The following is a 12,722-nucleotide window of genomic DNA, read 5'->3' as shown; positions in this document are numbered from 1 at the left end:
TATGATGGACGAGACAATAACATTATGAACCAGAAGGATTTGATATGTCACAGCAATATACTAACGAACTAACCCCGGAATTAGTCGCCACACTCGCTCGTCCGCCGTTTTCGGCGGTGAAAAAGGCTGTAATATCTGACGATTCCCGTCAGACAGTCGAAGCGAAGGAAACATTCATGCGTGAACATCCGGTGGTGGACATTTACCGGCAGAGGGCTGAATTATGTCCATCATGAGAGGGTGTAGCGTTCACGGCAAGAATGTCGGATTACACGGAGATAAAACCTCTTCGGGGGCTCAATGTATCGCGGCCCGTCCCGGCATGTCGGTCATGGGGTTGCTGAAACTCTATATCGGTGACAAGACCACCCCATGCCCGAAGTGTGGGGAAGTGGGGGTCATTGTGGACGGCGATCACCGGTGCTCAAACAGTGCCGCTGTTGCGGTGGACGGCGCGGAGATCCGTTGCGGGTGTCCGCAGGGGTCCAATTTTCTGATTGCCCCGGGTACTATCCCACAGCTTTCAGAGCCAAGCGCCGGGATGGCACCGGTCGCAGCCCCGGAGACGGAACTGCATGCGCAGACGGCGGAAAAGCCTCGCTCTGAACCTCTCCCTCTTCCGGCGCGAATTTACCAGACCACGCGGCAGATGGATGACTATCAGGCCAAGGATATGCGCTACGGCGATCTGGACACGCTGACGCTACGTAACCAGTTTTACATCGACGTGGACAATGTGTCCGCGAAGGTGAACCCTCGAACCCTGAAGCTACAGCCGACAGCGAACACTGCAACACAATATTCCCCTTATGCCATGCAGGATCTTGAACAGCAGCAGCCGTCTGTCAGCAGGGACGAGGCGAAGCGCCTGATGTTTGATGAGTTCCGGGAACTGGCGAAGCTGTACTCCTTCCACGGTCCGTATAAGAACATCATCACCGAGATGATTGACCATATGCAGGAGAATCACGGTGCACCATACAGCAGCCCGTTGCTGGACAGGGCGCTGAAGGAGCAGATCCTGAATGACCATTCAGAGAAAAGCTCTTTGCTGGAAATTAAAGATGTTCTGAAACGAGTAATTGACTATGAACATGGATTTATACCACTGGATAAAAAAGGCGATATCTTCGACGAAAATGGAAACCTTAAAGAAATAGGGAAAACTGTACTGCCTAAATTTGACCGGAAGATAGATAACACTAACGGTCTGGTAATCTCTGTACATGACACCTGGTCCACTCATATCACACTGGTATCACTACTGGTGAGTGGTGACAGCTACCGGGCAACGGTGCATTACCGGATTCAGGATCACTTTGGACTCGATGACGATGATTTACTGAACCCTGTATACCGGGAGTTTCGTATTTTCCGTTTGTGGTTCGCGCTCCAGCGTTGGAATGAGTACGGGTATAAGCCTTTTATCACCGAGATGAATGCCTCTGTCGAAATTAACGGGAGGCGAGGTGAATAAACGGCTGTTAGCTGCCGCTATTGCGGTAATAGCTTGTGGTTATGTGCTCTGGCAGGTTTTGACACCAGTTGAAATAGTGGCGGTGCATGAAGGGGATACGATCTTAGTCAAGAATTTCCCGTATCTGAAAAGTCGCCAAATAGCTTGGTGGGAAGCCAACAAAGACATAATTCAGACGAAATATGGGATACCGAATAAAAGCGAAGGTGATTATTACAGCGTAACTATTATGGACTTTGGCGACGGTTATCGTATTGATCGAGGGACGGATGAAGACTCTGATTTACTTTGCTTCGATGAAATGCCCGTAGATGCGCGATGCATCGAAAAACATCCTCGGCTATGGATTATGTCTAGTCAAAATACCGGGCTGTTTTATAGATAATAACACTTACCAAAAGGATCTTCTTGAGATCCTTTTTTGCGCATAATCTCTTGCCCTGTAAACGAAAAAACCCGCCAGAAGGCGGGTTGGTCCGGGTTCGTTGAGCTTGCAACTCGGGAAACCGGACGGTAACTGGATCTTTAGCGGAGGACGGTCACCAAATCAGTTCTTTCAGTTAGCCTCTACAAGGCTGTCTGTTTAAGAGTAAACGACAGTTTTACTTATGTTGACTATCAGTCTGCCTTCTCCCGCGAACCTCAGTGACCAGTGGCTGCTGCATGTGGCGATTTGTCGTATCTGTCCAGGTTGGCTCCAGAGTACAGATACCGGAACAGGCGCAGCAGTCGGGCTGAACGGGGGCTCTTGCTTACAGCCCAGCAGGGAGTGGACTATCTAACTGGAACGGGGCGTTGTGATATAGGTAAGGCTTGCACCACAACACGAAGACCTTATGCGGTTTGCTTACGGGTGGCGCATCGTGGCGGCGCAGGTGAGTTTGATGTCGTAGGCCGGGTAAGGCGCAGCCGCCACCCGGCTAAACACGGCTCAGTTATTTCTGAAACGGATGCACATCCCGCCAGTGGTCGGCAATCTGCTGGCGGGTACAGACCCACACCCGCTCGTGCTGCTGCACGTAATCCAGGAAACGCTGCAGCGCGCGAAAACGCCCCGGCCGCCCCAGCAGGCGGCAGTGCATGCCGATGGACATCATCTTCGGCGCGCTTTCCCCCTCTTCGTACAGCACGTCAAAACTGTCTTTCAGATAGGTGTAAAACTGCTCGGCGGTGTTAAACCCCTGCGCGGTGGCGAAGCGCATGTCGTTGGCATCCAGCGTATAGGGCACGATCAGGTGCGGCTTGCGGGAGCCGTCGCTGCAGGCCACTTCCGTCCAGAAGGGCAGATCGTCGCCGTAGTAGTCGCTGTCGTAGTCGAAGCCGCCGTGCTCTACCACCAGCTGGCGCGTGTTGGGGCTGTCGCGCCCGGTGTACCAGCCCGTTGGCGGCTTGCCGAACAGGTCGGTCAACACGTGCACCGCCTTGTGCAGGTGTTCGCGCTCCTGGCTGATATTCATGCTCTGGTAGTGGATCCAGCGCCAGCCGTGGCTGACTACGTCGTAGTCCGCTCCCTTGATTGCCTCGACGATCTCCGGGTGACGCGCCAGCGCCATCGCCACGCCGAAAACCGTCAGCGGCAGGCCGCGCTTTTGAAATTCATTGTGGATCCGCCAGAACCCGGCGCGGCTGCCGTATTCGTAGAGGGAGTCCATCGACATGTGCTTATCCGGGTAGCTGGCCGCGCCGATAATGTCCGACAGGAACTGCTCGGATCCGGCATCGCCGTGCAGAACGTGGTTTTCCGCCCCTTCCTCATAATTGAGCACAAACTGTACGGCGACGCGCGCCTGATTCGGCCACCGCGCGTGCGGCGGGTTGCCCGCGTAGCCGCGCAGATCCCGCGGGTAATCCTGTTCAAAAAGCCCCATTGCCACCCCCAAAAATTAAAATGGATTCAGTGCCTGAAAATGTCCGCTTAACGCTTTTTTCTCGGGGAACGCCAGATCCCCGTGCTTGCTGGTCGACAGCCCCAGCGCCACCAGCGATTCCACCATCTTCACCGCCGCACTGACGCCGTCGATGACCGGCACGCGCAGCTCGCGGGTCAGCTCCTGCGCCAGCGTTGCCATGCCGCCGCAGCCCAGCACGATGGCGCCACAGCCGTCCTCTTTCAGCGCCTGTATACAGCGCGCGCGCACTTTCTCCTGCGCCAGACCGCTGCCGTCCTCCAGCGCCAGCACCGGAAGGTCGATGGCGTGCAGCGCCGCACAATGGTCCTGAAAGCCATACTGGTGCAGCAGATGACGGGCAATGATCAGCGTGCGCGGCAGCGTGGTCACCACCGAAAAGCGCGTCGCCACCAGCGTCGCCATATGCATGGCTGCTTCGGCGATGCCGACCACCGGCCCCTGCGCCAGCTCGCGCGCCGCCAGCAGGCCCGGATCGCCAAAGCAGGCGATCACGTGACCGTCCACGCCCTGCTCCCTGCCTTTTTTAATCTGCTCCAGGACACCGACGGCGGCGATGGCCTCATCAAAGTGGCCTTCTATGGACGGCACGCCCGCGCTCGGGCAGACCGCGAGGATCTCCGTCCCCGGCGCCGCCACCGCGCGGGCCGCCGCGCCGATGGTTTCCGTCATCGCGAGGCTGGTGTTGGGGTTGATCACTTGTATACAGACAGACATTACGACTCCTTGTGGCCGGCAAACAGCCGGGCAAAATCAGGCAGGCACTCGCCCGCCCGCTCGAAGCAGAGGCTGGCGACGATATGTTCAAAATGGTGCATCAAAGTATCGCTGAGCGGCTGGAGCGCCTTCTGGCGCAGCAGATCCACAAGCTGTTCGTGATCGTTGCAGCGGCACCCCTGACGCCACGGCGCGCCCCAGGTGGCAATCACCAGCGACGAGCGCTGGCTCAGGCCGGTCACCATCTCCGTCAGCACCTGGTTGCCGGAGATGGCCTGCAGCTGAATGTGGAAATTGGCGGAGTGGCGAATCGCCGCCGGGCCGTCATAGGCCTCGTGCGCCTGCTGCTCCTGGCGAATAATGGTCTCCAGCGCGGCAAGGTGCGGCGGCTGGCAGCGGGCCAGCACGTCCGGCAGGTTAGCGACCTCCAGCAGGGCGCGGGTGCGGAAGATGTGTCGCGCCTCTTCCACCGTCGGGCTGGCGACGTGTGCACCACGCTTGGGCGTCAGAGTGACCATTTGCACAGCGGCGAGTCGTTGAAGCACCTTGCGGATGCCCGTGCGGCTCACGCCAAAGACCTCGGCCAGCGCCTCTTCCGGGAGTTTGCTCCCCGGCAGCAGCTGATGTTCGACAATCGCGGTCATCAGCGCCTGAAAGATCGATTCATCTTTGTCATGCAGGTCTGGCGCGGTCTGCAGGGCGTTTATGTTGTTCATTCACCACTCCGTCTTTTACTCTTCGTTATCGAATCGTATACATAAAAATAAAATATTGCATACAAGATTTATTATTTTGGCCTGGATCCTGCAACACCGTCTGCACTCCCGCTTAACGGGTTTTCATTCACAGGAGCAGGTTTCATGCCAAACAGTCAAAACGCGCAGCAGGGTACGGCCGCTGATTCCGGTGCGGTTTACAGCCCACGTCTTTGCAATGAGGATCTGGCACCGACGCGTGACCAGAACTGGAGCTGGTACAACATCTTTTCTTTCTGGATGTCGGACGTACACAGCATGGGGGGTTATGTTGTCGCCGCGAGCTTCTTTACGCTCGGGCTGGCAAGCTGGCAGGTGCTGCTCTGCCTGCTGGTGGGGATTTGCATCGTGCAGCTGTGCGCCAACCTGGTGGCCAAACCGAGCCAGATGGCGGGCGTGCCCTACGCGGTGATCAGCCGTCAGGCGTTTGGCGTGTTCGGAGCCAATATTCCGGCGGTGATCCGCGGGCTGATTGCCTTCGCGTGGTACGGCATTCAGACCTATCTGGCCGCCAACGCCCTGATGCTGGTGGCGCTGAAGTTCTGGCCGTCGCTCTCTTCGCTCACTACCGGCGCATTCCTGGGCCTGTCGCATCTCGGCTGGATCTGCTTTGCCATTATGTGGGTACTGCAGGCGATGGTTTTCTGGCACGGCATGAGCGCCATCAAGCGCTTTATTGATATCGCCGGTCCGGCGGTCTACGTGGTGATGCTGGCCCTTGCAGGCTGGATTGTATACAAGACCGGTTTTGACGGAATTTCCTTCACTCTCGCCAGCAAATCCCTGAGCGCGGGCGAGCAGACCTGGCAGATGATCACCGCCACGGCGCTGGTGGTGTCTTACTTCTCCGGCCCGCTGCTCAACTTTGGCGATTTCTCCCGCTACGGCAAAAGCATGGGTGAGATCCGCCGCGGCAACCGCTGGGGGCTGCCGTTTAACTTCCTGCTGTTCTCCATCGTCACCGTGGTGATTGTCTCCGGCACCCAGTCGCTGTTTGGCCGCATGATCACCGACCCGATCGAAACCGTCAGCCGCGTGGGCAACGATCTGGCCGTGGCGATTGGCCTGCTGACGATGATCACCGCTACCATCGGGATCAACATCGTCGCGAACTTCGTCTCCCCGGCGTTTGATTTCTCTAACTGCTCGCCGCAGAAAATCAGCTTCCGCACCGGGGGTATGATTGCCGCTGTCGGCTCGATCCTGCTCACCCCGTGGAACCTGTTCAACTCGCCGGAGCTTATCCACTACACTCTCGACGTGCTCGGGGCGTTTATCGGCCCGCTGTTCGGCATTCTGATTGCCGACTTCTACCTGATTAAGCGCGGCAAGGTGTCGGTTGACGATCTGTTCGACGACACGCCAAAGGGCAAATACTGGTACCGCAACGGTTTCAACCCGAAAGCCATCGGCGCGCTGATCCCGTCCGTTGCCGTGGGCCTGGTGATTAGCTTCATCCCGGCCCTGCATGAGGTGGCGAACTTCAGCTGGTTCATCGGCGTCTTCCTTGGCGGCGTGACCTACCGCTGGCTGGCGCGGGAAGATCGCGAGACGGCGGGCGCGACGTCGTTCAGCTCCCGCGTGGCAACGCAAAAAGAGTAATCCCCTCCTCGGGCCGCAGCTTATCTGCGGCCCGTTCATTCTGGCACCGTTCTTGCTGCGTCAGATCACCCCGCTACGCATACACTAAGGCAGGAACCATGATGGATTATCAGACAGCTATCCGCGGCGCTTTTTTTGATATTGCCCGGGTCTGCGACAGCGCAGACGCGATTGCCCAACACGCGCGCTATCTTGAGGACGGGGTGCTGTTTATACAGAGCGGGAAAATTCTGGCGCAGATGCCGTGGCAGGAGGGCGAACAGTATCTTGCCCCCCACAAGGGCTACACCGACCTGCGCGGCAGGCTGCTGCTGCCCGGTTTTGTCGATACCCACGTCCATTATCCGCAAACGGAGATGATCGGGGCCTTTGGCGAGCAGCTGCTGGAGTGGCTGACCACCTACACCTTCCCGGTGGAGAGCCAGTTTTCCGATGAAGCCTACGCGAAAGAGATCGCCGAATTTTTCATTCAGCAGCTGGTGAGCAACGGCACCACCACCGCGCTGGTGTTTTGTACGCTGCATCCGGAATCGGTCGAGGCGCTGTTTACCGAAGCCCTGCGCCTGAACATGCGCCTGATCGCCGGAAAGGTGATGATGGACAGACACACGCCAGACTACCTGAGCGAAGACGCGAAGCAGAGCTACCGGCAGACGCGGGAGCTGATCCAGCGCTGGCACCACCGGGGACGGCTGGGCTATGCCATTACCCCGCGCTTTGCCCCGACGTCATCCCCCGAGCTGCTTGCGGCGGTCAGCCTGCTCAGAGAGGAGTTCCCGGATACCTGGATGCAGACCCACCTGAGCGAAAACCCCAACGAAGTGGCCTGGGTGAGCGACCTCTGGCCGGAGCACGAGCGCTATCTGGACGTGTATCACCACTACGGCCTGACCGGAGAGCGCAGCGTGTTTGCCCACGCGATTCATCTTCACCACAGCGAGTGGCAATGCCTGCATGACACCGGTTCGGCGGTGGCGTTTTGCCCCACCTCTAACCTGTTTCTCGGCAGCGGGCTGTTTCGCCTGCCCGCCTGCTGGCAGCACAGGGTGCGTATGGGCATCGGCACCGACGTCGGCGCGGGTACCACCTTCAGCATGCTGCGCACCCTGGGGGAAGCCTACAAGGTCGGCCAGCTTCAGAGCTACCGCCTGCGCGCCAGCGAGGCCTTTTACCACGCCACGCTGGGCGGCGCGCACGCCCTCAGGCTCGACGATAAGATTGGCAACTTCGCGCCCGGTAAAGAGGCGGATTTCGTGGTGATCGACCCTGACGTGACGCCGCTGCAGCGCCTGCGCAATCGCCGCTGCAAGGATATCTACGAGCAGCTTTTTGTGCTGATGACCCTCGGCGACGAGCGCAACATCAGCGAGACCTGGGTCAACGGCGAGCGGGTGTGGTCAACTTCCCCGGTAGGTTGACCACCCGCCGGGCGCAATCACAAACGGCAGGTGGAAATGCTCGTCTGCCGTTTCTCCCGTCACAAAATCAATTTGTGCGCAGGGGTATAGCGTGTCGCGACCGGTTTCGCTAAACCATTCTCCGATCTCTGCCACCAGCCGATAGCGGCCTTTTGGCAGGAAAGGGACAAATTCGGTGATGCGACCATTTACGTTGGTCACGCCCGTCGCCATGATTTCGCCCTCCCGTTCGAGATGCACCGTCACGCCCTCTGCGGGTTTGCCCGTGGAAATATCGAGAATATGGGTGCTAAGTGTGCTCATTCGCTAATAACTCCTTCCAGCCGTAGCAGCGTAATTTCTCGCAGCTGTTCCAGCGCGGCACGGATTTCCTGCGCGTCGCTGTTCTCCAGCCGCGCGTGCAGTGCCTGTAAAATCTCCTCGCCGCTGCGGCCCTTCGCGCGGATCAGAAACACGCGTCCGAAGCGGGCCTCGTAGCGGGCGTTGCCTTCGCGCAGCGCCCGGGCAAGGGCAGCATCGCGATCGTTCACCGCGCCCTGCTCCTGGCGCGACAGCGCCGCCTCCGCCTGTGAACCTGCAGGTTTTTCCCCGATGCGCGGATGGGCGCTCAGGGCCTGCGCAAGCGCCGCTTCGTCCCAGTTTTGCGTCAGCGCTTTTGCCGTACTGAACAATTCGTCCCGGCTGGCGTAGGGCCGCCCCAGCGCCAGCGCATCGGCCCAGCCGGGGAGCGCCACGCAGGGGTGAATCAGCGCTAACGCCTTTTCGTGGGGAAGATGATTGAAGTCGTGCAGTGCGATCATAGTGTCTCCTTTATTGTCTTCCTCCGGGCTATTGCACAAACCACGCCACTCTGAGTGCGGGCGTGAAACAGTCGATTCCCTGTAGCTCAACAGGAAATTTTTGATTCAAAAAAAGGCATGCTCACCGCGTTTACGCACCTTAGCAGTGCAAACGTCTCTCTCACAACGCCGTTTTCGCCACTCTGCAGCCTGGTACGCAAATTGCTGAATGTCATTACACCCTGCAAAAGGAGAGAAGCATGAGAGCAATCGTCATTGGTGCGGGTATTGGCGGCCTGAGCGCCGCCGTCGCGCTGAAGAAAGCGGGCATCGACTGTACCGTGTTTGAAGCCGTCAAAGAGATCAGGCCCGTCGGGGCGGCCATCTCCATCTGGCCGAACGGCGTGAAATGCATGCAGCACCTCGGCATGGGCGACATCATCGAGACCTACGGCGGTCCGATGCGTTTTATGGCCTACAAGGATTACCGGCGCGGCGATACCCTGACCCGCTTTAGCCTTGCCCCGCTGGTTGAGCGTACCGGCGGGCGTCCCTGCCCCGTCTCGCGCGCTGAGCTTCAGCGCGAAATGCTGCACTTCTGGGGGCGCGACAAGGTGCAGTTCGGCAAGCGCGTCGAACGCGTAAGCGAAGACGACGCGGGCGTGAGCGTGACATTCACCGACGGCACCACGGCAGCCGGTGATTTTCTGATTGCCGCCGACGGCAGCCACTCGGCGGTTCGCCCTTACGTGCTGGGTTATACCCCGGAGCGCCGCTACGCCGGGTACGTGAACTGGAACGGGCTGGTGAAGATTGACGAAGAGATCGCCCCGGCGCACCAGTGGACCACCTTCGTTGGCGAAGGCAAACGCGTGTCGCTGATGCCCGTCTCCGGCGGACGATTTTACTTCTTTTTTGACGTGCCGCTGCCCGCAGGCCTGGCGGAAGATCGCACCACCCTGCGTGCCGATCTCACGGGCTACTTCCGCGGCTGGGCGCCCCCGGTGCAGAAGCTTATCGCGGCGCTGGATCCGGAAACGACCAACCGCATTGAAATCCACGATATTGAGCCGTTCGACAGCCTGGTGCGCGGCAACGTCGCGCTGCTCGGCGATGCCGCGCACAGCACCACGCCGGATATCGGCCAGGGCGGCTGTGCGGCGATGGAAGACGCCGTGGTGCTGGGTGAATGCCTGCGCGAAAACCACAGCATTACGCTGGCGCTGCGGCAGTACGAGGCGCTGCGCTGCGACCGGGTACGCGACCTGGTGCTGAAGGCGCGTAAGCGCTGCGACGTCACCCACGGGAAAGACATGGCGTTGACGCAGGCCTGGTATCAGGAGCTCAAAGAGGAGACCGGAGAGCGCATCATAAACGGCCTGTGCGAGACCATTCAGGGCGGCCCGTTGGGCTGAACGTAAGAGGGATAACCATGAAAAGAGAACCGACTCCACCCGCCCACTGCACGTTTGAGCCAGAGGACTGGCTGCGCCTCGCGAAATGCTGGCATCCGGTCGCACGCGCCTGCGACGTCGGCCCGGCGCCGGTCAAGGCGACCCTGCTGGACGAACAGCTGGTCATTTACCGGATCCACGACCAGGTCGTGGTCGCCCGTGACGTCTGCCCGCACCGCGGCGTGCCGCTGACGCTCGGCTTTCACGACGAGCACGGGATTATCTGTCCTTACCACGGCTTACGCTTTGGAGAAGACGGGCGCTGCAACCGTATTCCGTCCAGCCCCGACCAGCCCGTTCCGGCGAAGCTGAACCTGATTAACTACGCCGTGGAGGAGCGCTTCGGCCTGATCTGGACCTGCCTGGCGTTTGACCCGGACAATCCTGTGCCGCTGCCCACCATGCCGCACTGGGATGACGACGGGTTTCAGCAGATCAACTGCCCGGCGTTTGAGGTGAACGGCTTTGCCGGTCGTCAGGTAGAGGGGTTTCTGGACGTGGCGCACTTTGCGTGGATCCACACCGATACCTTTGCCGATCCCAATAATCAGCTTGTGCCCGCCTATCAGCCGCAGGAGACGCCGTTTGGCTTCGTCGCAGATTACTGGAGCTCCGTGAGCAACTATCCCGCCAGTTCGGATATACAGGCGCCGGAAGGATTCCAGTGGCTGCGCCATTTTGAAATGCACCTGCCGTTTACCGCCACCCTGACGATTCATTTTCCGGGAGAATCGCGACTGGTGATCATGAACGCAGCGTCGCCCGTCTCGTCACGGGTAACCCGCATGTTCGCGCCGATCGCGCGTAACTTTGACCTGCATATTCCGGTGGAGGATGTACATGCCTTCAATCTGCGGATTTTTGAAGAGGATCGCCTGATGGTCGAAACCCAGCGCCCGGAAAGTCTGCCGCTGGATCTGACGCTGGAAGCCCATATTCCCGCCGATAAAAGCTCAATTGCCTACCGTCGGGGACTGAAGAAGATGGGCTTTGGCGAATTTTTCCTGGTATGACGGAGGCCGATATGCTGAGCGTAATTGTTGACGGACTGTGGCGTGAGGGTGATAAAAGCCTCGCCGTCAGGCTGGTGGCTGAAGACGGTAACGCGCTGCCGGCGTGGCAGCCCGGCGCGCACGTTGATGTCCACCTGCCCTGCGGCGCGGTGCGCCAGTATTCCCTGACCGGAGCATGTGAGGACGAGAGCTATCTTATCTGCGTGGGGCGGGAAACCGCCTCGCGCGGCGGATCGCACTACGTTCACGAGACGCTGCGACCCGGGCAGAAATTAGCGATCTCTGCCCCACGCAATCTGTTTCCGCTGCATCAGGCTGAGCGGGTGTTGCTGCTGGCGGCAGGCATTGGCATTACGCCGCTGTATGCGATGGCCATGCAGCTGAAGGCGACCGGAACGCCGTTTACGCTGCACTATTACGTCAAACGCCGCGAAAGCGCGGCGTTTACGCGCGAACTCTCCCGGTTCGGTGAGTGCCACATTCATACCGCCAGCCCGCGCACGGCGCTGGCAGAGCATCTCCCCGCGCCTGAGACGGGGCTTCACGCCTGGATCTGCGGTCCGGCAGGGTTTATGGAAAAAGTGCGAGACGTGGCGACGACCAGGGGATGGGATGATGACCATCTTCACAGCGAGGCGTTTCAGCCCGCAGCGCCTGCCGCACGCGGTGACGTGGGCGAGATTTTTACGGTCAAACTCGCTTCCACCGGGGAGCGCTGGCCGGTGCCCGCGGATAAGACCATCGCTCAGGTATTACAGGAAAACGGCGTGGACGTGCCGCTGTCATGCGAAATGGGGATCTGCGGGGCGTGCCTGACGCCGGTGATTGACGGCGTGGCGGATCATCGTGATAGCGTGCAGTCGGAGGCGGAAAAAGGCGCGGCAGACCAGCAGGTGGCGCTCTGCTGTTCGCGGAGCCATTCCGGAGAGCTGGTGATCGGGCTGTAAAACGCCATAAATATCCTCCGGCACAGCCGGAGGTTTTTCAGATATGCCAGTAAGGCTTTGTTATCAGACGCCTCCCGGCTGCCACGCATAATCAATATGGCTGGCCTGCTCGCGCGCCAACGCGTCATCGCCCTGCAATCGCGCCGCCAGGGTAAAGGCGAAATCAAATACTTTACCCAGCCCACGGCCGCTCAGCAGATTGCCGTCTTCCACCACGTCGGCATCGACGTAGATGCCATCGCTGACTGTTTTCCACAGATCGCCGGAGCAGACATAGCGACGTCCCTTCAGCAGTCCATTGCCGCCCAGCACGCGGGCGGCTGCGGAGCAAATCGGGCAGATATATTTGCCCGCTTCATCGTGGCGGCGGACGAAGGCAATGACCTCCGCGCTTTTCGCCAGGTTAACGCTGCCTTGCGGGCCACCCGGTAACACCACGGCGTCAAAAGTCCGATCGAGACTGGCCTGCAGAGTACTGTCCGCCACCACAGGGATGGCGTGATAACTCACCACTTCGCGACTCTCGCCGCAGGCAATCGTCTGCACCGTAATATTCAGGCGGCGCAGGATATCGATAGTGACAATCGCTTCCCCTTCTTCAAAACCAGGGGCTAATAGCACGGCTACGCTTTTCATTTTGCTCTCCATTGCTT

13 protein-coding genes and 1 pseudogene are annotated in these 12,722 nt (G+C 59.3%); 8 read left to right on the top strand and 6 right to left on the bottom strand.

The genetic code is table 11. The annotated features are described in order from the left end of the window. The first annotated feature begins 44 nt into the window (after positions 1-44). From ACOTZB_RS08720 to ACOTZB_RS08710, 3 genes are read left to right on the top strand one after another with little or no spacing between them, the layout of a single operon-like run. On the top strand, positions 45-236 hold the full coding sequence (locus tag ACOTZB_RS08720; RefSeq protein WP_421626913.1) for a hypothetical protein: 192 nt from the start codon (positions 45-47) through the stop codon (positions 234-236). Beyond that, positions 224-1,477 carry a PAAR domain-containing protein gene (locus ACOTZB_RS08715; RefSeq protein WP_421626912.1) on the top strand — a complete coding sequence of 418 codons (1,254 nt, stop codon included), beginning with the start codon at positions 224-226 and terminating at the stop codon, positions 1,475-1,477. The genes ACOTZB_RS08720 and ACOTZB_RS08715 overlap by 13 nt, the downstream gene beginning before the upstream one ends. Continuing rightward, positions 1,470-1,862: a DUF943 family protein gene (locus tag ACOTZB_RS08710; RefSeq protein WP_421626911.1), complete on the top strand. Its 393-nt coding sequence runs from the start codon at positions 1,470-1,472 to the stop codon at positions 1,860-1,862. The genes ACOTZB_RS08715 and ACOTZB_RS08710 overlap by 8 nt, the downstream gene beginning before the upstream one ends. Positions 1,863-2,412: 550 nt before the next feature. On the opposite strand, the gene puuE is transcribed toward ACOTZB_RS08710, so the two are convergent. The 3 genes and pseudogenes from puuE to ACOTZB_RS08695 all read right to left on the bottom strand — a co-directional run bounded on the left by puuE (position 2,413) and on the right by ACOTZB_RS08695 (position 4,817). Beyond that, positions 2,413-3,312 carry an allantoinase PuuE gene (gene puuE, locus ACOTZB_RS08705; protein ID WP_421626947.1) on the bottom strand — a complete coding sequence of 300 codons (900 nt, stop codon included), beginning with the start codon at positions 3,310-3,312 and terminating at the stop codon, positions 2,413-2,415. Next, a pseudogene (gene hpxA, locus ACOTZB_RS08700) lies at positions 3,230-4,101 on the bottom strand (allantoin racemase). The gene puuE and the pseudogene hpxA overlap by 83 nt, the downstream one beginning before the upstream one ends. Further along, entirely contained in the window at positions 4,101-4,817 is a 717-nt protein-coding gene (locus ACOTZB_RS08695) for a GntR family transcriptional regulator (protein ID WP_421626910.1), read from the bottom strand. Before ACOTZB_RS08695 ends, hpxA begins: the two are co-directional and overlap by 1 nt. A gap of 144 nt (positions 4,818-4,961) precedes the next feature. Between ACOTZB_RS08695 and ACOTZB_RS08690 the strand changes: the two genes are divergently transcribed. Further along, complete coding sequence (locus ACOTZB_RS08690) at positions 4,962-6,458, top strand: NCS1 family nucleobase:cation symporter-1 (protein WP_029741848.1); 1,497 nt, start codon at positions 4,962-4,964, stop codon at positions 6,456-6,458. A gap of 101 nt (positions 6,459-6,559) precedes the next feature. After that, the gene (guaD, locus tag ACOTZB_RS08685; protein ID WP_421626946.1) at positions 6,560-7,876 is read left to right on the top strand and encodes a guanine deaminase; all 1,317 of its coding nucleotides are present in this window, start codon (positions 6,560-6,562) and stop codon (positions 7,874-7,876) included. On the opposite strand, the gene uraH is transcribed toward guaD, so the two are convergent. Both uraH and uraD read right to left on the bottom strand, forming a co-directional pair. After that, positions 7,856-8,179 (bottom strand): hydroxyisourate hydrolase, encoded by a 324-nt coding sequence (gene uraH / locus ACOTZB_RS08680; RefSeq protein ID WP_047652811.1) that lies wholly within the window; start codon positions 8,177-8,179, stop codon positions 7,856-7,858. The genes guaD and uraH overlap by 21 nt on opposite strands. After that, positions 8,176-8,676, bottom strand: a complete 501-nt coding sequence (gene uraD / locus ACOTZB_RS08675) for a 2-oxo-4-hydroxy-4-carboxy-5-ureidoimidazoline decarboxylase (RefSeq protein ID WP_421626909.1) — start codon at positions 8,674-8,676, stop codon at positions 8,176-8,178. The genes uraH and uraD overlap by 4 nt, the downstream gene beginning before the upstream one ends. Before the next feature lie 239 nt (positions 8,677-8,915). Here uraD and hpxO point away from each other — a divergent pair, with 239 nt between their 5' ends. Genes hpxO through ACOTZB_RS08660 form a run of 3 tightly spaced genes read left to right on the top strand, consistent with a single transcriptional unit; the run spans position 8,916 to position 12,069 of the window. Further along, entirely contained in the window at positions 8,916-10,070 is a 1,155-nt protein-coding gene (hpxO, locus tag ACOTZB_RS08670; protein ID WP_421626908.1) for an FAD-dependent urate hydroxylase HpxO, read from the top strand. A gap of 17 nt (positions 10,071-10,087) precedes the next feature. Next, on the top strand, positions 10,088-11,122 hold the full coding sequence (gene hpxD / locus ACOTZB_RS08665) for a molybdenum cofactor-independent xanthine hydroxylase subunit HpxD (protein ID WP_126328182.1): 1,035 nt from the start codon (positions 10,088-10,090) through the stop codon (positions 11,120-11,122). A gap of 11 nt (positions 11,123-11,133) precedes the next feature. Further along, positions 11,134-12,069 carry a PDR/VanB family oxidoreductase gene (locus ACOTZB_RS08660; RefSeq protein ID WP_421626907.1) on the top strand — a complete coding sequence of 312 codons (936 nt, stop codon included), beginning with the start codon at positions 11,134-11,136 and terminating at the stop codon, positions 12,067-12,069. A 63-nt stretch (positions 12,070-12,132) separates the two neighbouring features. Here the strand turns inward: ACOTZB_RS08660 and ACOTZB_RS08655 are convergent, their stop codons facing one another. Then, positions 12,133-12,705 carry a DJ-1/PfpI family protein gene (locus ACOTZB_RS08655; protein WP_421626906.1) on the bottom strand — a complete coding sequence of 191 codons (573 nt, stop codon included), beginning with the start codon at positions 12,703-12,705 and terminating at the stop codon, positions 12,133-12,135. Positions 12,706-12,722: the final 17 nt, after the last annotated feature.

This window comes from Enterobacter cloacae complex sp. SHL020 (genome assembly GCF_049236945.1).
GTDB lineage: Bacteria > Pseudomonadota > Gammaproteobacteria > Enterobacterales > Enterobacteriaceae > Enterobacter > Enterobacter dykesii.
Note: the sequence above shows the minus strand (reverse complement) of the source record. Positions and strands in the feature narration are given on the sequence as shown.